We start from the raw sequence: 18,863 nt of genomic DNA, 5'->3' as shown, positions 1-18,863 counted from the left end.
TTATCCCTGGCGCCTCAGCAGGTACCAGGCCCCGAGGATTTGAGGGTCCAGGACGGAGAGCCGATATCAGTCGCCGAATCGACCATGGCGATCGGCCAAGCGGCCATGAGATCGGTGGATGGGCGATATCCGCAAAAGGCACAAACCAATGGAAACCCGTTTCAATTTGCCTTCAAGAGGCCTCGGCACCGGGGAGGCCTGCAACAGCTATTCTTTGAGGTGCAGCGCGACGACAGTGACGCCCTGTTGGGTTCTCTTGCAGGCCAAGAACGCGAATCACTTTGCCCAACGCTCAGGGCTGCGCAGGCGAGCTGGATCAGTCTTATCACCTGGATGAGGCTGCGAATAGGTCTTATCTGGTCAAAGACCAGAACCTTGAGACTCGCCCTGAAAAGATCGAATCTATGCCGGCTGGTCATGCGGTTTTCGCGATTCTTTACCCACCGGGGTTGGGAGGTCACCATCCTTTTGAGTGCGCGCCCCAGCGACCCTCGTGCTCTTGGCCTAACAGGGTCCGCCGCCGTGTGTTATCGCCACGCCGGTTGTGTTGGGCCTGGCGATCCGACGGATGCAAGGGGTGGGATGAGGGGATGATACTCTTTAGGCCACGATCGATACCCACCGCTTGGCGGCTGGTCGAGACTACGCCTTTTGTCTGGGCGAGAGGGTGCAGGAAGAAGGACCTATTACGGTACCTCAAGCCAGCTGCGGTTTTGTTTCCGTTCAGCCAGCCACATGGGTAGTGGCGAAGGATAAGGACGATTTCAACCCGTCTTGTCGCCGTCGCAAGGGAAACCACATCGAGCCCAATCACGCAAAAAAAACGGGTTTGGTGGGAAAAGGACTCGGGCGAAGCGTGCGGACCACGTTTTTTGGGCGCTTGCGAGGCATTGCGATACAGATAATCGTGCGACTCACACGGGTAGCCGCAACCGCCAGGCTCTTCCGAGTGTCATGGCGGGACAAAAGCGGAAGGCTCTAGTTCGTAGAGGCACACTGTTACCGAGCGGTAGCTATGAGGACGTTCCCTACACGGGCAAAGCGAGCCCAAGTCTTGCGGAGCGCAATGACCGTCTCGAGCCGTGCGACCAGCGGGTGCTTGGCGATCTTATCTGACCTAGTCAGCTTTTGTTTTCTCTCTCGAGATAGCATTGGATCGTCTCCTCGGAAACGCTCTGGGCAGTTGAACCAAGGTAGGAGCACGTCCAAAGGTTCAAGCAGGCGTCGCAACCGCGGGAACTCTCGCCACAGGTGGTGGGCTGACAGCGCTTCGGACAACGCTGCTATCTGGTAGGGGACAACCGTTGGATGACCGCGCACAAAAAGGGGCACATGGTCGGGCATCACGGCCGGATGCTCGACTGTCCAGCTTTGCTCATCGGCGACGGATGGGACAGTTTCCGCGGAGCCGCTATGCCACGGGTTGGTTCTGTGCCGGGTTTCGACGCTTTCGACACCAAATCAGGGGGTGCGGAACGAGGTGGATGGAATAGGCATCATGCCGGTACGTACGGTTCAGCTTGTTGGTAGAATGATCTAGGACAATCAGCAAGGCAACCGTCCGGCGAAAGAAGATTCGCGGCTCGACGAGGTAGAACGTTTCTTTTAGGCCTTTGGGGCCGTCGTTTTCATGCCCAGGAGCTTGTGAGCCATTCTGCTCGTTCATGAGGTTCCTTAGGGAGATTCCCTCCCCTTTTATCTCAGTAAGGGGCTCTCTTTCCTTGAGCTCCACCGGAAAAAGGTCTCAGGGCAATGGGCTTCCCTCGATTTCCCAACCTTCAAACCCTTGGAATGTTCCAGCTATCTCGGAACCACAACTCGCTGGGGAGGGTTCACCTGGCTTGTGGTTTTCTGTCACGTTGGGTGCACGAGCCGGCACGAATTGATAGGAAAGGTTGGACGCCCTGCAGGCAATGGGAGTAAAGTCTAGGTAGGGTTCTCCAATGCCTGCTACGCGTGAGGCACAGAATCATTTTTACCAGAAGAAAGAAGGTAAGGCACCATGCGATGTCAGAGGATCGTGCAGAAAAGCCAACCAAAGTGCTTTGGTTTCACATTCGTCCTTTTTGCTTTGCTTCCGTTATTGACCTTCACCGCCAGCCTAAGAGGTGCTCCGGAGGTTGGGGCTGATCTGTTAGCCTCGTATGTGGCCATCCAAAAGGCTTTGGCGGCTGACAAGTTTCAGCCAGTTCCGGCCGAGGCGCAGACCCTCCTTAGGATCCTTAAGAGTGACAGTTGGAAGGATGCTCCGAGCGCAGTTTGCCAGGCTGCCGAAAAGCTTTCCAACGCCAAGGATATCTGGTCAGCCCGGCTGGCGTTTAAGGAGCTAAGCACGTCACTCATTCCCTATCTCAAAAGCAAGGGGGTTAAAACGGGGCGCTACGTCATCGCTCATTGTCCCATGGTGGATGCAGACTGGATTCAAGAGGGGAAGGACGTTCGGAATCCTTACTATGGGAGCGAGATGCTGGAATGCGGCGAGGTCACAGGAGGTCTCTAGTTCGAAAAGGCAGTGGCGCTCCCGTAACCGGGTGGCTGGGCGGAGGTGGAAAGCGAAGCTTTTCGAAAGGAAGCTTGCTACCACCGAGAAGCTGCCTGCAGCGACTTCACTAGCAATACGGAGTACGAGCTTCAGCCATTCATTGGGACAAAAGGAAGCGGGGAGGGTTTGACAGGGGGCCCAGGGCTTTTGCGGACAGAAAAAGGAGCTGCCAGTGGTGGTGTCCCGGCAGAGGGGAGAGGGAGGCTTTTTCGGCGCGGGTTTGGGAAGAGTGAAAACGCCTGGAACCGGGCTTTGGAGAGCCGGAAACTTTGGTTGCGAGTACGACAGGAGGGATTTCCCTTGTCGGTGCCGAGGCGAGGCAGGCTAGAAATGAACGTTTTTTGAAGAGTTTTTGGGCTGCGCGGGTTTTGATAAGCTTCTACTATAAGACCTATGCGCTATCGAGAACTTCCTCGAACGGGACTGCGGCTTTCGGAAGTCGGTTTTGGGGTGTGGACCATTTCCACAGGATGGTGGGGGCGCGTCACGGAAGATGAGGCGATCCGGCTCCTGAAGATCGCGAGGGAACGCGGAATTACTTTTTTCGATGCAGCCGATGTTTACGGGTACGGGCTAGGGGAGGAGCTTTTGGGAAAAGCTTTTGGGAGCGACCCTGGTGTCGTGATCGCTACCAAGGTTGGGTATGATTTTTATGGAAGAGAAGGTTCACGATCGGATGATCGGGAGCTTCCGCAAAATTTTTCTCCCGCTTATCTTTGCAAGGCGGTGGAGGCGTGCCTACGGCGGCTTCGCCGGGAAACTATTGATATTCTCCAGCTGCACAATGTCCGGATGGAGCATGTGCGGGACGATCGGCTCTGGGAAACGGTTCGGAAGCTTCAAGAAGAAGGGAAAATCCGTGCTTACGGGGCTGCCTTAGGACCTGCGATTGGGTGGTTATACGAGGGAATTGAGGTGGTGCGGCGTCGTCAGCCTCACGTGGTCCAGCACATTTATAACATACTAGAGACCTATCCGGGCCGACAGCTTATGGATCAAGCAGGGCCTGGACCCACCCGTTACTTGATCCGTGTACCGCACGCCAGCGGGATGTTGGAGGGGAAATATACAAGTAAAACTACCTTTGGGCCGAACGATCACCGCAGGTTCCGGTCGAAAGAGTGGCTGGAGAAGGGTCTAGTGAAGATTCATAAGCTTCGCTTTTTGGAGCGAGATGGAAGGACCCTAGGTCAAGCAGCGATTCAGTGGCTATTGGAAGATCCTCGAATCGTTAGCGTGTTGCCCAATATCTACAACGAAGATCAGCTAGAAGAGTTCGTGGGGGCTTCCGAAGCCGTTCCTTTAACTGTGGAGGAACTTTCGAAGATTGAATCGCTTATCCAAAGCCAATTTGGTGTTGAACCGGAAAAGGTGGAGTATAAAGGAACCATGCACCCTCCGGAGGAACTAGCTTCCAGCCGGAGTGGATCTGACGGTTCGGCGGTCTAAAGATCGCAAAAAAAGGGCCCCAGCCCGCCGGTGGGCGGGTGGGCAACTCGTTTCCCCATCCTTGCTTCAGGACATCACCTGCGGAGGCTGGCAGCTCTCAACGCAAACCTTGCGCCGACGGATGGGGTTAGGTTTGTCGGAAGAGTGGTATCGGCCTCTCTCTTAGGAATCAGGCGGCAACTCTGGGTGAGGGGCTCTTTTGGGATGAGACTTCGTGCGGTCTCGGTAAGCAAAATAGAGATTCCTCCCGTACGGGATCCAGGTAAATACGTAGGCAAAAATAAAGACAGAGTCCCTTTTGTAGAGGGCGTAAGCTAGAAGCAGCAGAGAACCGAGCAGGCTGCAATACCAAAAAGCAATGGGGACGACGACGCGCTTGGCTCGTTCGCTGGCGATCCATTGGATGAGGAAACGGGAAAAGAAAAGAAGATTCCCCAGCCAGCCGACGACCTTCATCGGGTGCCATTGGATTCCGAGCCAATTCGTTGCGCCAAGAATCTCGTTCATAAGGGAGAAAGAAAGCCTTGCAGGGTTCACAGGGCCAGCCTGATTTTTCGGAGCTGGCTTTTTCTGCCGACACCCGCGGCTATGGGGACTCTTTGGGGTGGATGGAAAAGGCAAAAGTCTTTCGAGCGGGTAGAGTGGCGTCTTTAAGGCCTTTTGCCGCCCCGGGCAAGTCGGGTTTCCTTTTGGGTAGGGCGTCAATTGATCTAGTTTGGGAAGGGTGCCGATACCCAGGCCAGCGCGGTTTTTTTCGAGAAAAACCATGAGACCGTCCATGCAAGAGTATGCTGTGGTTGTTGGAGGGGGTCTTGCCGGAGCCGAGGCGGCGTGGCAGCTAGCCCGCAGGGGCATCTCGGTCATCCTGTACGAGATGCGTCCGAAAGTCATGACCGGGGCACACAGGACAGGAAATCTTGCAGAACTTGTATGTAGTAACTCCCTGGGTTCCCAAGATCTTTCCACCGCCAGTGGATTGTTACAGGAGGAACTAGCAATCTTGGGTTCGCTACTTCTTACAGTGGCTCGCAACTGTTCAGTACCGGCTGGAACTGCGCTGGCCGTGGACCGGGAGATGTTTGCCATCACGGTAACGGAATATCTCCAAAGGGAGCCTTTGATCGAGATTCGCCGGGAAGAGGTTCTCCAGATCCCCACGGACCCTTTTGTGATTATCGCGAGCGGTCCTTTGACAAGTCCTTCCCTTTCCCGCTCTCTGGAAGAAGTAGCTGGAATGGGGCAGCTCTTTTTTTACGATGCGATTGCACCTCTAGTCGAAGCCGATTCGATTCGGGAGGAAGTCTGTTTTCGGGGTTCCCGATACCAAAAGGGGGAACTACCCGGGGGAGACTATTGGAACTGTCCTTTATCCCGAGAGGAGTATTTCCGTTTCATTGAGGCCTTGCGCACGGCCGAATGTTTCCCTTTACCGGAATGGGAGAAGGAACAGCTGCGTTTCTTTGAGGGGTGCCTTCCGATTGAAGAACTGGCGCGGAGAGATCCTCTAGCTCCTGCCTTTGGGCCGATGCGGCCAGCGGGGTTGCGGGACCCGAGGACCGGGAAAAAGCCCTTTGCGGTGGTGCAACTCCGCCAGGATAACGTAGCCTGTTCTCTCTTGAATATGGTCGGGTTTCAAACCAACCTGAAATGGTCTGAGCAGGCCCGAGTGTTCCGGTTGATCCCGGGTCTGGAGACAGCTCGCTTTGCTCGGTTTGGTCAGATGCATCGAAACACCTTTCTTTGCTCCCCAAAACTTTTGGAACCGACGTTAGAATTTCGCGGCAGACCGGGTCTTTTCTTTGCTGGCCAGATCACTGGGGTGGAAGGATATGTCGGCAATGCGGGGACGGGGTTGGTGGCTGCCATCAATCTGGCACGTCGCATCTGGGGTATACCGCCACGGGTTTTCCCCAGGGAAACCATGCTTGGGTCCTTGCTGTGGTACGTGACGCACGCCGGTCCCGAAACCTTCCAGCCAATGAAGGCCAATTTTGGGCTTTTGCCGCCCTTGGAAACCAACCTTCGGGATCGGGAGCTGCGTCATCGCGCTTTAGTGGAACGGGCTTTACAGACGATGCGAGAGTTTGCGGCGGAAATGGCTTTGGAAGAGCAAGCAGTAGCTAGGCTTTCCAAGAAGGGAGCTTTGATAGGAAGTTAACGGGGTGCTGGAAAGAAGAAGGTTTTTTTCGGGAGCAAGGCGATTTGGACGGGCGGAAAAAGGTTTTGGGTATCTTGGAGAGAGGCTTTTTAGGGATCAGGGGAAAAAGGAGAAGCATGCCTCACGGTATGCAAGGCGACTCTGCCTTCGGAGGTCCCAGCGCATGGTCTTGCATATGCGAACAGGCGACCTCGCACGCGTCCAAAAAGGCCAAAAAATCGGCCATATGCTCCCATCGGTCGTCGAGGGTCGACGATGTAAACGTCAGGACCGCTGTGACGGGGATTGAATAGGCCGCCGCGGGAGGTTTGGGATCCTGCCATGATCCATTTTCCATCCCTCCTAGCAGCTAGGAAGATCATGACATGGGTGACAGGAGACTTTCGTTTCGGCCGATAGGTGCGTTCCCAAAATATGAGGTCCCCGGGTTGTAACGTCTGGTCTAGGAAATGGGTTCCTGAGGAACCGGCCACACCTTTGGGCACCTCCCACGCTCGGCCTAGCGTTTTTAGTCTCTCGTACTGGTCCGAGGCTGTCCTCCCAAGATCGACTCCCATCACCTTCCAGTAGAGATACCGGGCCGTGTTGGAACAATCCATGACCCATTGGCCTTTGCCGCTGGGTGCACGCAGGCGATCTCCGTAGGCAATGCCGCGCGCTGCAATCCTGCGTGTTTCCCAGTAGATACGGTTTCCAAGGGAGGGGGATTTTTCCAACACATGCCTTTTGCGAGGAGCTTCCGGGGAGACGTTGGATGGGGAAAGGGGGAAAAACTCTTTAGGGCGGTTTGCCCTGCTAAGAGAGGTTCGAGGAAGGGAGGAACGGCCGGAAGTTTTGGGTCGAGTTTGACGTTTTTTTCCCTTAGGCGCGGTGCTGGACTTTTTTTCTTTCTTTTCCGCGGTTGCCTTGGCTTTGGCCGGAATCTTCAGCACATCTCCTGGGTGGAGAAGATCGCTTTTCAAACCGTTGGCTTCTTTGAGGTCTTCTACGGTAACCTTAAATTTCCGCGCGATCTTCCATAAGGAGTCACCGCTACGCACCGTGTAGGTTGTACCGGTCTCTTCCTTGGGAGGGGTGGTCGAGGAAGGGGGAGAGGTGGGAGCTTCCGATGGCACATTCGGGGAGGGCGGGCTTGGGGGAGTCGTCCCCTCAACTGGAGCGGGAGGAGGGGGTGGCGGGACGGAAGGTAGCGGGCTTGTCTCTTGAGCCCGTAAAGAAAACCCTATGGAAACGAGCAAAACCGACAAAGCGCAAACAGAGGTTCTCATAGTCATAGCTCGCCCATCCTAGCCGGGTGCGCGTCGGATGAAATGCATTTTTGCTCGAAGTCGCAAAAAACTGGGATTCCCTTGGATCTCCAAAGGCAGGGTTGGAACGTTGAGCTTGCGGTTTTCCCAAACGGCGGGCATCCGAATCAATTCTTTCCCCATCGCAAAAAAAGGAGTTCCTACGAGAGGGAAAAAACCGGCCCAACGAGATGAAATCCGGTAGCGACGCCCGGGTGTCTTACAACCGGGTACGTTTTGGGCTATGGCAAGCCCGCTTTTGAGGCAAAGACTTGTCCCTTTTTGGGCATGGGGAGCTTCATGTATTCCCGGGACCGCGTTAGAGGATGGGTTTCCTGCGAGCGCCGGAAACGTTTTTGTCACTAACATTTTCTTTCGTTTTGTCTCGGTCTGGCGGGTGGGACGAACCTTAGCGCGACGCGGGGGGCAAGACACTGTCGCTAGCGCGTGGTTTCCCGGAGGTGTTTCGGGGATGTCGCAACGTGGCCGAAAAGGTTGCCAAGAGCTAAAACGTATAGGGAGATATAGCGGCTGTGTATGGGGGTAATATCAGCATGAAGTTTAGCGCATGGGCCAAGCGGCAGGGCGCCTGCTACAAGACGACTTGGCGGATGTGGAACGAGGGATGTTTGCCTCTTCCCTCAGAGAATAGTTGCCGACCGGGACGAAAATGGTGCATGCGGCGGTGCCAGCGGCCAATGGCGTGGCTCTTTACGCTGGGGTGTGCAAGCGCCGATCCAAAAGCGGATTGAGACGGGCCATTGGCTTTGGTTTCTCTGAGTTGGCTCTCCAGTAAACCGTTGCGGGTCCTCAAGCCCGTCAAAAACGTCGGCTCCGGGATGAGCGACCATGGGAGAGGGCTCGTCGGCTGCCCCGTGATCCAGAGGTCGGTGTCATCGTGGTCGAGTAGTGCGACCGGCTCGTGGGTTTCGGTTTCGAGTACCGGGAAGCGGCATTGGCCACGCTGACTCGATCCATCCTGGTCGTGGATCCCAACGAATTGACCGACGATATCGTGTGCGAACTCTGCATGAGATCATGGTTTGCTTGTGTGCCAGGCTTTACGAGAAGAAATCCGCGCCGAACGGTGCCAAGAAGGCGCGCTCGCACAGGGAACGCATGAAAAAGCTCCCTCTTTTTCCTCACCACACGCGGTTGTGGGTGAGGAATCCAACAGGGGGCGTTGGTTAAGAGCTATGCGGCGCTGTGCGGGCGGGTAAGAGCGGAGTTTTTTTGCCAGATGCGGGCGAGCGTTTGGTTGAAGAACCTTAAGCGATCCTTCCTCTTGCGGTTTCGCTTGGCCGCCCCAGAGTTTTGTGGCTTCCGGATCGGGAGCGCGAAAAAAGATCGCTTTGATCGGCCAAGGGCGGCCTGAGCTCATTGAGGAAACTAACGAGTGCATCCAAAAGAGTACAAAGGGTGATCCGGAAGCTCGACGAGAAGAAGCCGGGATCAAACGTTTTACACAAGAAAAAGCGGCGGATTACGATCCTCTGGACCAAGCTTGACGCGCTCGTGGCCGAAGAAAAGTCCCGAGGGGGTACGTCTCTCTTTCGGTTCCTGCCGCTTTTTTCCCGGAAAAAGTTTTGCTTGGAAAAAAGCGGGTAGGCCAGTCAGGCGGACTGGAAGAGGGATGGGTAGGGGGATCGGACGAGGCAGTTCTTTGTAATCGGACTTGAAGGACAAGACCGCCGGCAACCAGTCCTGCCAAACCACGCTATCCCCGGACGGGAGCCTATCGGCTACGGTTGCCGCTGCCGAACAGAAGGGCAAGTCCGAGTCAGTACCTAGTTCTTGAAGGCGTGTGCTTTGGCCTACCGCCAGGAGGGGGTCCTCCAGGCCCTCTCCGGAAGCCGGATGGTGACCAGGAGAACCAAAGAGGGGGGAAACTCGTCTGGAAGCGCAAGACATGGCGGTAAAGCTACCGCTTCGTTCGGGACGGGAAAGGATGGCAGGTGTTGGTCGAGCGTCGAGGTGCGGAACGGATTCCTTCATGACGCGCCGCCTTGCCGGAACGGTCGGCATCGAGATTAACGAGGATCATCTCGCCTTGGTTGAAATGGGACTGCTTGGGCAATTTCGTGAGAATCCGCTGGATCCCACTGAATCTCCACAGCAAGAGCGAGGAAGAAGCCAAAGTGATTTTTTAGGGATGCGTGCAAGGAGGTTGGCCAGGGTTGTGCAGAAATGGGGCAAGGCGCTTGTGATCGAACGATGGGATCTTTGGAAGAGGAAGCTTAAGTTTGAGTCGGTGGATCCCGTTCGGGCTCGTTCGCTCTTTTCCTTCGCCTACTGGCAAGGCGATCGGGATTGCCCAAGGGGGGCGATTTTGCTGCCGGAGTCGAGGTGCTTGAAGTCGACGCGGTGTACACGTCTGTGATCGCTGGGGTCAACTACGTGCGCCGTCACGGCGGGAGTTCTAGCTAGGGCGGCGCTTCGTGCCGTCGCCCGGAATAGATGTAGGTCTTTCCGAACGCCCGTCGGTGCGAGAGGCGATCGTTTTTACCCGCACCGGCGGCGGTTATGTGACCTTCGCTCCACCCGCAAGCAACCGGACGAAGCATGTGCGGTCGATTCTCTGGCGGGGATTCGGAAGAGACTCAAAGCCGCGTATGCAGCGGAATAGCCGGCGGGTTGGCAATTGGCTGCCTCGTTCATCTCTCTCCCCGAAAACGCGGGACTGGGCGCTATTTGGGCTTTACCGGTGAAACCCTGGCACGCGAGTCGTCGGCCGCACCGTTCGGCTGGCATCCCGGAGGATCTTCCCTGGTAGGGGAATGGTTGTCTATGGTGTTAGGAACGGTAGGCGAGGATCGAGCGAGCCTCCATTTTGAGCTCTGTGATCAAACGTTCTACTCCTTGAGAGATCCCCCTTTTCCGATGCCAAATGGCTACAAGCGTTCGTTTCGGTGCCTCGCCAGCAAGCGGCCGGTACTGGAGGGAGGTATCCCGATCCTGGTGACAAACAATGGCGGGAAGAAGGGAAATGCCTTGCGCGGCGCCAATCAGCCGTTGGATCGTGCAGAGCTGGGAACACCGCGAGACAAGCTTTGGTTCCAGCCCGTGGGTGCGGCAAAAGCGGCTAATGAGTTCACCCAGACAGTGGATCTCATCGAGCAAAAGGAAACGCCTTCCTTTGAGTTCGGCTAGGGTGCATTGGGGTCGTTTGGCTAGCGGGTCAACTTGTGACAACGCGACATAAAAGGGTTCGGTTACAAGTTGTTCGATTCCGACCCGATCCTCCTCCACTGGCAGGGCGATGACCCCAAAGTCCGCTTCTCCAGAAAGAACTAGGCTGAGCACTTGCTGGGTGAGTCCTTCCTCCAGAAATACTTCCAGTTCTGGGTGCTGTTTTTTTATCCGCTGGAGAACGGGTGGGAGAAGGTAGGGGGCCACCGTGGGAATCGCCGCGACGGTGATTGGCCTCTTAAGCGAGGCTCGGCTTTCGGTAATCTCTCGCTTGGCGCTCTCAACCTCATGGAGGATGGCAAGGGCATGTTCGAGAAGAGTTTTCCCAGCCGGTGTCAAGAGTACCCGTCTCCCTAGCCGGTCGAAAAGACGCTGTCCAAGCTCTTGCTCCAGGTTAAGAATTTGCTGGCTTAACGAAGGTTGGGAAACGTGACAAAGTTGCGCGGCCCGAGTAAAGCTTCCTGTTCGAGCTGCCGCCACGAAGTACCGGAGCTGAAAAATTTCCATCGGTTTTGCCTATGGATTCTATCGAAAAGTCGTATTTGGCCAAGCTTCGAAAGCGGTGCCTCATTGAAAAACAGGGAGGCCCTTGTGCCCCCGAGAGGGCATACGGACTGATCATTTTTTCAAGGGCCTCCCGTATGGGGAATTCAATCCAACAATGAAAGGAGGTCGCCAATGTTTCTACGAATCGATCGTCTGCTTATTGAACTGCCTCGTCCTAAGGAAGGCAATCCGAATGCGGCGGCAGCTGTGCAGGAGCTTCTCGGAGGACGGTTCGGGGAGATGTCAACGGTTATGAACTATATGTACCAGTCGTTTAACTTCCGCGGCAAATCGGCTTTGCGACCGTATTATGACCTTATTGCCAATATCGCCACGGAGGAAATTGGGCATATCGAGCTGGTAGCCGCTACGATTAATCTCCTCATGACCGGGGTGTGTAAGGAGGGAGATCCAGCCTCAACACCCCTGGCTAGTGGACTTAACGCTCGCAACACGCATCACTTCATTGCAACGGCAACCACGGCTCTTTGTGGTAGCTCTATGGGAGATCCCTGGAGAGGAGACTATGTCTTTAGTAGTGGCAATCTTGTGCTCGATCTTCTCCACAACTTCTTCCTGGAATGCGGGGCACGCACCCAGAAGATCCGTGTTTATGAAATGGCTGACCACCCGGTCGCGCGTGAAATGGTGGGGTATCTCCTGGTTCGTGGTGGTGTGCATGCCCTGGCTTATGCCAAGGCTTTGGAGACGGTGACCGGGGTCAACGTAAGCAAGCTCCTTCCCATACCGAAAATTGACAATTCCCGGTTCCTGGACGCCAAGAAATACGAGGACAAGGGATACCATCGGTTCCTTTACCGGTTTAGCCAGAATGACTACAAGGAAATCGCCAAGCTTTGGCAAGGAACCCACCCCGATGGAGGGGAGCTTCGAGTAGTGGACGGTCCGCCCGAAGGAGGAGAAGTACCGGAACTGGAACCAGTTCCCGCGGAATTCGCACCGGGCATTGGTCCTGAAGAGCTCGCGGAAATCGCTAAGCGGTTGGGAGTGAAGTAAAGGGGAGGCCGCCCCTTGCGTAAAGAAAAAAAGGTTCTGGCTGGCTAGTCTAATCGAAAGACCTCGCGAGAAAAAATCCGGTCGCTACGCCCGGATGGGTGCGTCCCCTTTTCAGCCTAGGCACCCGTCCGGGCGCGGCCTTCCCGCAGGGTGACTCTTCCAGAGGTAGCTTTTGGGGAAATTTTCCAGAGAAGCTGTGTTCAACGTCAACGGCCTGGGCCTAAGAGGGCTTTGCGGGCGCGCGCGAGAGTGTTTGTTTTGCCGGGCGCCAGCCTTGCCCAAGGGCCCCACAGAGGTCCGAGTTCCAAGGGCGATCCCTTTATTCCTCTGAGCCTTTTTAGGTTGGATCGACTTGTCTCCTTTTGTCCTAAGCTTTCCAAAGGGAAGAAAGAACGGGGCAAATTCCTGCACAGAATGTGGGCCTTTTGAGAAGAAAAAAGGATCGCTGCGAGGAAAACAGAAAGTTTTTTTCAGCGAGTGTAGTTCGAGCGTCCTTCGGGCCGAAAAAGGTCAAACCAGCGGTTTACCAAGGAGAGTTTGAAGGATCCCAAGAGGGGAATTGTCAGGGTAGCGGAGGACTTGAGGGGAAACGAGAAAGGTTTGTTCCAAAAGATACTGTCCGGCATCGGCCGCATGGATCACCTGATCGGTAAAGCAGATCCAGGTGGTACCGGCAGGGAAGTCAAAAGCTTCTCGTGTTCCTTGTTTTTGATACCCTTCGTCTTCCTTGCCGAGATCGTGCAAGGCCAACATGTAGTGATCGTAGAGTGTGCGGCGGCCTCGGGTAATTCCCATCTTCTCCAGCAGCCAGGGTTCTAACCATGCTGGGGGACGAGCTCGAGGGAGCAATCGCCGCGCGTACTCAGCAAAGGGTTCTCCCATACGCCATTTCCGAGGTTTTCCTTCGGGGTTGACGTTAGAAAAGACGCGCAAAATTCTTTTTCCTTGCGTGGGTCGGGAGGGAAAAGCATCCGCGTGGAGGCGCGAATCATCCTTTCGGACGCTCATGGCTCGGCCTTGAATTTCAACGGGTCGAAAGCTTGTTCTTCCTTGCTCAAGCCCGCTTTCGTAAGAGGGAAAAAGCCTGCGGATCAGTCTCTGCGTCTGGCTGGCAAAGCGACCCAAAAGGGAGGCTAGAAGTTCCCGGCGAGAGCCTGCAGCCTCGGTCCCTTTCAGTTGTCCATGCACCGGGTCAAAACTAATATTTTTCGCTTTTTCAGTTGACCAGTAGGGAGAAAAAAAAGCCTTTTCCTCTTCCGAAAAAGAAAACGCAAGTTCCGGAAAATAAATTACCCGTCCCCCTTCCAAATCCTCTAGGAGCTCTTCGCGCGTCTCAGGGGAAAGCTCCGGCTCCCAAGAAGAAATGGAGTAGGTAATGACGTAACTTCCAGCTTGAGGTTTCCTCAAGGGTCTCATGAGTTTTATCGAATCCGACCGAACCAAGCCCTGTCAACCTATTTCCTCCGCTGGCCTCCGGGTCCTCTTTATGATCCAGGTGGATTTCCCAGCATCGCGAAAGATGGACTCCTGTGTTCTCGGGAATCCTCGCCAATCCCGTAACACCGCACTGCTAAGAAAAATCCGGGCTGGTGTACTGGCTCAGGCAGAAGCCAACCCGGTTTTCTGCCGGAAGGGTTCGGGAATCAAAGGGTCCGGCAGCTTCGCCTGACCAAGGAAGCGAGGATTTTCTGTGCTGTCTTCCTTGTGGGGTGGGGGCCTTTCCGGCCACGTGGGCCACAAGAGAAGGGCCCGCCATTACATCGAGCCACAATCACCTGTGGTTCGGGGTGGAGACGGAAAGAGTAACGACAAAGATTGAGCGTCCGTCGTTTCTCAAGGGCCTCCAAATGGTAAGGAAACAGGATAAGCTCTTCTTACCGGATCGCTGCCGTCCGTCGGAAGCCAGTCCGGATGATTCGTCCTGGCGGCGGAAGTCGGTTGCCGTCTTTGAGGAACCCTGGCGGATATGCGTAGGGCAGAGGAGCCTCTGCCTGCGCAGGGTGAATGAGCCAGCTATACCGGGGAGGATGACGGGGGGACCTGTGGAAGACTAGAGGCCGCACGGCACCGGAACTTTTCCTACGGGAATTCCGTGGCACGAAAAAGAATCTGTGTCGGATCGCTCGGTTCCACGAGACGCCAAAGGGCATGGTGGTGTGCTGGAGGGTCGTGCGGGGAGGGAAAAAAACGCGGTGCGACAGAGACGTGCTCTACCTGTGGCGCCTAACCGGGGGGATTTCTTTCAAGGATCGGGATGAGACTAGTTCGACCTGGGAGAGGCGCTTCCTTCGACCCCAAAACTCCACCCTGAACTGGGCCCGGCGCGGGCGGGTCTAGGAGGAAAAAAACTTGAGGTGCCCGGCTTGGGCGTAGCTTGGGCGCTTTATGGCCGTTTCGATCCGGCGGTTGAACGGTTTTCCGTATCCCCAAAAAAAAATGCCTACGGCCGGAACCAGGCGGGTGGGGCCTATCGGGCCGCCATCCGGCAGGCAAGTCAAGGCGGCGTGTAAGAGCTCCAAACGCAAACTCGCGTGTGGGGATGTGTCGAAGGTGGGGGAAGCGGGTTTTCAAAAAAGACAAACACGCTTGCGGAGTTTTTGGGTCGTGTGCGGGCATTGTACAAGACCGGTCTCTTGGAGGTTAAAAATTCTCATCCACAAGGGGACTTTTAGCGGTCAACGCAAGATGAGCTCTTGCTTGAGAAACACCTCCATTAGCGGCTCCTGGTTTGGCCCACAGGAGGTTGAACTGGAGTAAGGCCACAATCCCGGGCTGCCTGCCGGATCAAATCTGCCACCCGACTTCTTACTGAATTTCCATGGAGATACCAGAGCGAGAGAAGAAGCCCAAGGGCCACGCCCCAGCCGAGAGGCCAGGGAAGAGTTCCCTGGCTGGCGGCCAGTGCTCCCAGACCAAAACAGCTGCCCAGAGCTAGGATCCAACAAAGGGGGCTAGGAACAAGCTCGTTGGCCACGCGTGTCAGCCGTTTTCCGTGGGGATAAATTTCCGTCAAGGTTCGAATGCGCAATCCCCACCAGCGGCTTGCGAATATGTGAATGTCCCAATGGGTCCACCCGGTATCCAGGCAATAGGACCATCCTTCTTTGCGCAGCCGATCTTCCAGATGGGAAAGGAGAGTAATCCGGTCGATTCCCTTCTCGCTCCAGAAAGAAAGTTCTTTGGTTGGGCCCTTTCCAAGGTCCTTGGGTTCGTGGTGAACCCGCAGGACCGAGCGGGGAGTTCTTTTTCCTTGGAACCAGGTTCGGTACCGGGCCCAACCTCGAACAACCGGTTGCAGAAGGACCAAAAGAAATAGGAGCAGGCGGCAATGTATTCCGTCAAAGCATTCTTCTAGATCGGCCCGGCTCATATAGCCCAGGGCCCACAGAAGGGTGGGGGCAAAAAGGAAAGGTGGTACGATCCGCAGTTCCGGCCAGACGGTAGAACACAGTAAAATGACGAGGCCAAAGAAGATCCATTCAAAACTTCCGAAAAGATTTCCCCACCCCGATTCCTGGGGTGGGTAGAGCAGCTGAAAAAAACCACTGCCAAAGACTCCATGATAGATAGTGGGTCGTTTCCATAAAGGAAAGAGCCGGACCTGGGTGTAGACACGCCCCTTCCAGAGCGCGCTGCCGGTTGGACCAAAGTAGTGGAGATGCTTAAAACGGAGCAACGCTTCCGCTTGCCCGTAGCCTTTTTGCTGTCGAAGATAAGCACCAACGGTGCACCGACGATGGTGCCAGACAATCGCTGCCGGGGCAAAGCCGATCCGGTATCCCTTTTCTCGAAGCCTCCAGCATAAATCCACATCGTCTCCCGCGATCCGGAATTGGGGATCCCATCCTCCCAGTTCCAAAAGGACTTTTTTGAAAAAAGCCATGTTGCATCCTGGAACGTGTTCGGCTTCTTGGTCGGAGATGAGAACATGACTGGGTGAACCGGGAGCTTTTCCCACGGTGGCCTCCACCCAGGTTCTTGCAGGTGGCGAGAGGTTGGGACCCCCCACTCCGGCAAAGGGTCCCTGTAAAAGGGTGGTTACTAGGTAGTAAAGCCAATCTGGGTCGGCCATACAGTCAGAGTCGGTAAAGGCGATGATTTCCCCGGAGGCCTCTCCAATGGCTCGATTTCGAGCGGCGCTCAAACCAAGGTTGGCCTGCCGGATGTTCCGGATGGAAGGGAATTGAGCCAGAATCGCCTGAGTAGCGTCCGTGGAACCGTCGTCCACGACGATGACTTCATAATCTGGGTAGGAAAGGCAAGAAACCGAGCGAAGGCACTCGGCCAGGGTAGCCGCTCCGTTATATGTGCAGATGGCTACCGTCACCCGTGGGAAAGGACGCAGAGGAAACCTTTGCCAAAGGGCTTGCGGCGAGCGGGCCCAGAGTTCCTGCAAAACGGAGTAACCCTTTTTAGGGCTCCGGTCTTCCCGGACGATCCCGAACGACCAATCCTTAATGGCAACCCCATCGGTGTACCACTCATCCGTCCAGCAAAAGACGATTCCTCCGGCGAGTCCACGGGAAAGAATTTCCTCCCACTGTTCCCGGAGGTAGACTGCCTGGGCCTCTTCGGAATGACGCTGGGTATCCATGCCAAATTCGCTCAGGACGAGGGGCTTTTCACCCACCAGGTTTTGAAGCCGGGCAAGGTAGTTTCCCAGAGCCTTCCTTTCGTGCAGGTAGACATTGTAGCTATAGAAGTCGACGGATCCGGGAAGAAGATATTCGGTGGGGGGAAAATTGGCATACGATGTGAGCGCCCCCGGATCGATCTCCTTTACCGTTTGAACAAGACTGTCAAGAAACGCTTCGATCCTTTTCGGTCCATACCACCGGCAGAGGTCGGCCGGAAGTTCGTTATCGATAAAGTAACCGGCAACGGCGGGATGACCGCGGAACGTTCGTACTACGGTGGCTAGCCTGCGGCGAATGTCTTGGACTAGCCGTCGATCCTCAAGAAAGCGAACTCGTTGGGTCCAGGGGAGAGTAAGAAAAAGCCGCAAGCCAACTTGGCTGGCTTGTTCCACAAACCACAACGGTGGGATCTCGTACAGCCGGACTGTGTTGATTCCTGCTTCCCGCATCAGGGTAAAATCGCGTTGCACTTCTTGAGGGGTTGGAAAGGGTGATCCTTGCGGGTCTCGCGGCTGGAATGGCCCGTAGCTTACTCCCTGGATCCAAAACTTTCGGTTTCCTTCGAAAAAAAATTTGGATTGAGTGTAGATGCGAGCGAGTTCCATCGTTGCGCCTGCGGGCAATTTTTATTTACTAGGTCGGGACATTTGCTTTGTTGTTAACCGAGGAGCTTCTGCCTGTGCAATCCCAAGGCAAAGGAACTTTTTTGCCAAAGTGGCGCGAGGGTAAAGTTCGGGATCTTTACCGCTGGGGAAAGGAACTTTGGCTTGTAGCCACTGACCGCTTAAGCGCTTTTGATGTGGTTCTCCCTACTCTCATTCCGGGAAAGGGTCGGATTCTTACGGCGATGTCGCGCGAATGGTTCTGTCAACTGGAAGACATTTGCCCGAATCACGTCATTTCCTATGAATTGCCGCCAGGTTGGGAGGTTCCCGAATGGGAGGGAAGACTCCTGCGGGCCCGCTTTTGCAAGGTGATTCCCGTGGAGTGCATCGTGAGGGGGTACTTGGCGGGTTCAGCGTGGGAGGAGTACCGTCAATGGGGGACAGCAGGAGGACAGGAACTTCCCAAGGGGCTGGTGGAAGGTTCGGCTCTTCCCGAACCCTTGTTTACTCCGACGACCAAAGCTTCCCAGGGTCATGACGAGCTTTTGCGGCCGGATGAGGCGAGGGCATTTCTGGGAGAAGCTCTCTTTGAGCGATTGAAAACGCTTTCGATCCAGCTTTACCAAGCGGCATCGGAGTACGCACGGCAGCGAGGAATTCTTATTGCCGATACCAAACTGGAATTTGGGTGGTATGAGAAAGAACTGGTTCTGATCGATGAAGTTTTTACACCGGATAGTTCCCGTTTGTGGGCTCTTGAGGAGTACGCTCCCGGAAAGGCGCTCCCCAGTTTGGATAAACAGGTGGTACGGGACTTTCTTAAGTCAGTAGGCTGGAGAAAAGAAGGAGCTCCACCCGCTCTCCCCGAGGAGGTGGTGGTCCAAACGGCTCAAAAGTACCGCTTCGTGCTCGAGAGGCTCTTTCCGGAAGCAGCCGCACGGGTTTTTCAAGAGGAAAAAGCCGGCTAAAAGTCAAAGCCGAATAACCGGAGTCCCCCAAACTCACGCTGGCCCTGTTCCCATCGGTTGGGGTCACTGGCGTTGTAATTCTGAGGGTACGCGTTGGGCGTGAGAAATTTTTCGCCGATTCCCAGGTGTTCGGGGGCCAGGGGAGAAAACATGGAAAGACCATGCCGACCCACTTCCACCAAGATTCCGGAAGGCTGGGGAGAAATCGGTTTCAAGGGTCTGGGAGCAGGTCTTTGTGGAAGAGGAGCCGCTTTGGCCGGGGGACGCTTCTCAAAACGGTGCCCTCCTTGCGCCAAAAGGGGAATCGGACTCAGGAGAAGGGAAAGAAACGTTGCGATAATGACCGCTCGCATCCCACTTACGAAGCTAGACCCGGGGATCGAGGGGTCAAGAGAAATGGATGGTGTTGGGAACAAAGTCCGCGTTCCAGAGTTTGGGGAGCAAAGAAAGGGGGTGCCTACCCGGT

Annotated in this window: 18 protein-coding genes and 1 pseudogene; 11 read left to right on the top strand and 8 right to left on the bottom strand. The window is 55.4% G+C overall.

Annotated elements, in window-relative coordinates; translation table 11 throughout:
- The first annotated feature begins 105 nt into the window (after positions 1 to 105).
- A complete protein-coding gene (locus KK925_RS04685; RefSeq protein ID WP_174581976.1) occupies positions 106 to 594 on the top strand; it encodes a hypothetical protein in 489 nt (162 codons plus the stop codon).
- Positions 595 to 667: 73 nt separating this feature from the next.
- The gene (locus tag KK925_RS04680) at positions 668 to 982 is read left to right on the top strand and encodes a hypothetical protein (RefSeq protein WP_174581975.1); all 315 of its coding nucleotides are present in this window, start codon (positions 668 to 670) and stop codon (positions 980 to 982) included.
- A 17-nt stretch (positions 983 to 999) separates the two neighbouring features.
- On the opposite strand, the pseudogene KK925_RS04675 reads toward KK925_RS04680, so the two are convergent.
- Positions 1,000 to 1,401: pseudogene (locus tag KK925_RS04675) on the bottom strand (hypothetical protein); the annotation flags it as partial.
- 601 nt (positions 1,402 to 2,002) lie between these two features.
- Here KK925_RS04675 and KK925_RS04670 point away from each other — a divergent pair.
- From KK925_RS04670 to KK925_RS04660, 3 genes are read left to right on the top strand one after another with little or no spacing between them, the layout of a single operon-like run.
- Positions 2,003 to 2,500, top strand: a complete 498-nt coding sequence (locus KK925_RS04670) for a DUF3347 domain-containing protein (RefSeq protein WP_174581974.1) — start codon at positions 2,003 to 2,005, stop codon at positions 2,498 to 2,500.
- Positions 2,501 to 2,545: 45 nt separating this feature from the next.
- The gene (locus tag KK925_RS04665; RefSeq protein ID WP_174581973.1) at positions 2,546 to 2,887 is read left to right on the top strand and encodes a hypothetical protein; all 342 of its coding nucleotides are present in this window, start codon (positions 2,546 to 2,548) and stop codon (positions 2,885 to 2,887) included.
- Positions 2,888 to 2,935: 48 nt separating this feature from the next.
- Positions 2,936 to 3,991, top strand: coding sequence for an aldo/keto reductase (locus tag KK925_RS04660; RefSeq protein WP_174581972.1), 1,056 nt, complete (start codon positions 2,936 to 2,938; stop codon positions 3,989 to 3,991).
- Positions 3,992 to 4,153: 162 nt separating this feature from the next.
- Here the strand turns inward: KK925_RS04660 and KK925_RS04655 are convergent, their stop codons facing one another.
- Positions 4,154 to 4,528: a lipid-A-disaccharide synthase N-terminal domain-containing protein gene (locus tag KK925_RS04655; protein WP_236027855.1), complete on the bottom strand. Its 375-nt coding sequence runs from the start codon at positions 4,526 to 4,528 to the stop codon at positions 4,154 to 4,156.
- Between the two features lie 229 nt (positions 4,529 to 4,757).
- Here KK925_RS04655 and trmFO point away from each other — a divergent pair, with 229 nt between their 5' ends.
- Positions 4,758 to 6,149 carry a methylenetetrahydrofolate--tRNA-(uracil(54)-C(5))-methyltransferase (FADH(2)-oxidizing) TrmFO gene (gene trmFO / locus KK925_RS04650; RefSeq protein ID WP_214096301.1) on the top strand — a complete coding sequence of 464 codons (1,392 nt, stop codon included), beginning with the start codon at positions 4,758 to 4,760 and terminating at the stop codon, positions 6,147 to 6,149.
- A gap of 89 nt (positions 6,150 to 6,238) precedes the next feature.
- Here trmFO and KK925_RS11350 read toward each other — a convergent pair whose 3' ends face one another.
- Both KK925_RS11350 and KK925_RS04640 read right to left on the bottom strand, forming a co-directional pair.
- Complete coding sequence (locus KK925_RS11350; RefSeq protein WP_174581970.1) at positions 6,239 to 7,264, bottom strand: LysM peptidoglycan-binding domain-containing protein; 1,026 nt, start codon at positions 7,262 to 7,264, stop codon at positions 6,239 to 6,241.
- A 171-nt stretch (positions 7,265 to 7,435) separates the two neighbouring features.
- On the bottom strand, positions 7,436 to 7,798 hold the full coding sequence (locus KK925_RS04640; RefSeq protein WP_174581969.1) for a hypothetical protein: 363 nt from the start codon (positions 7,796 to 7,798) through the stop codon (positions 7,436 to 7,438).
- A 559-nt stretch (positions 7,799 to 8,357) separates the two neighbouring features.
- Here KK925_RS04640 and KK925_RS04635 point away from each other — a divergent pair.
- Together KK925_RS04635 and KK925_RS04630 are read left to right on the top strand one after the other, a co-directional pair.
- Positions 8,358 to 8,558 (top strand): hypothetical protein, encoded by a 201-nt coding sequence (locus KK925_RS04635; RefSeq protein ID WP_179959115.1) that lies wholly within the window; start codon positions 8,358 to 8,360, stop codon positions 8,556 to 8,558.
- 870 nt (positions 8,559 to 9,428) lie between these two features.
- Positions 9,429 to 9,815, top strand: a complete 387-nt coding sequence (locus KK925_RS04630; protein WP_214096299.1) for a hypothetical protein — start codon at positions 9,429 to 9,431, stop codon at positions 9,813 to 9,815.
- Between the two features lie 413 nt (positions 9,816 to 10,228).
- Here KK925_RS04630 and KK925_RS04625 read toward each other — a convergent pair whose 3' ends face one another.
- Entirely contained in the window at positions 10,229 to 11,131 is a 903-nt protein-coding gene (locus KK925_RS04625; protein ID WP_174581967.1) for a LysR family transcriptional regulator, read from the bottom strand.
- A 171-nt stretch (positions 11,132 to 11,302) separates the two neighbouring features.
- Here KK925_RS04625 and KK925_RS04620 point away from each other — a divergent pair, with 171 nt between their 5' ends.
- Positions 11,303 to 12,187 carry a manganese catalase family protein gene (locus KK925_RS04620; RefSeq protein WP_174581966.1) on the top strand — a complete coding sequence of 295 codons (885 nt, stop codon included), beginning with the start codon at positions 11,303 to 11,305 and terminating at the stop codon, positions 12,185 to 12,187.
- Positions 12,188 to 12,697: 510 nt separating this feature from the next.
- On the opposite strand, the gene KK925_RS04615 is transcribed toward KK925_RS04620, so the two are convergent.
- The gene (locus tag KK925_RS04615) at positions 12,698 to 13,603 is read right to left on the bottom strand and encodes a Kdo hydroxylase family protein (protein ID WP_174581965.1); all 906 of its coding nucleotides are present in this window, start codon (positions 13,601 to 13,603) and stop codon (positions 12,698 to 12,700) included.
- A gap of 431 nt (positions 13,604 to 14,034) precedes the next feature.
- Between KK925_RS04615 and KK925_RS04610 the strand changes: the two genes are divergently transcribed.
- The gene (locus KK925_RS04610) at positions 14,035 to 14,241 is read left to right on the top strand and encodes a hypothetical protein (RefSeq protein WP_174581964.1); all 207 of its coding nucleotides are present in this window, start codon (positions 14,035 to 14,037) and stop codon (positions 14,239 to 14,241) included.
- A gap of 659 nt (positions 14,242 to 14,900) precedes the next feature.
- Here KK925_RS04610 and KK925_RS04605 read toward each other — a convergent pair.
- On the bottom strand, positions 14,901 to 17,429 hold the full coding sequence (locus KK925_RS04605; protein ID WP_174581963.1) for a glycosyltransferase: 2,529 nt from the start codon (positions 17,427 to 17,429) through the stop codon (positions 14,901 to 14,903).
- 101 nt (positions 17,430 to 17,530) lie between these two features.
- On the opposite strand from KK925_RS04605, the gene KK925_RS04600 reads away from it, so the two are divergent.
- On the top strand, positions 17,531 to 18,397 hold the full coding sequence (locus tag KK925_RS04600) for a phosphoribosylaminoimidazolesuccinocarboxamide synthase (protein ID WP_236027854.1): 867 nt from the start codon (positions 17,531 to 17,533) through the stop codon (positions 18,395 to 18,397).
- Here KK925_RS04600 and KK925_RS04595 read toward each other — a convergent pair.
- Entirely contained in the window at positions 18,394 to 18,813 is a 420-nt protein-coding gene (locus tag KK925_RS04595) for a hypothetical protein (protein ID WP_174581962.1), read from the bottom strand. The two genes, KK925_RS04600 and KK925_RS04595, sit on opposite strands and share 4 nt — an antisense overlap.
- Positions 18,814 to 18,863: the final 50 nt, after the last annotated feature.

The organism is Candidatus Methylacidithermus pantelleriae, from assembly GCF_905250085.1.
Classification (GTDB): domain Bacteria; phylum Verrucomicrobiota; class Verrucomicrobiia; order Methylacidiphilales; family Methylacidiphilaceae; genus Methylacidithermus; species Methylacidithermus pantelleriae.
Note: the sequence above shows the minus strand (reverse complement) of the source record. Positions and strands in the feature narration are given on the sequence as shown.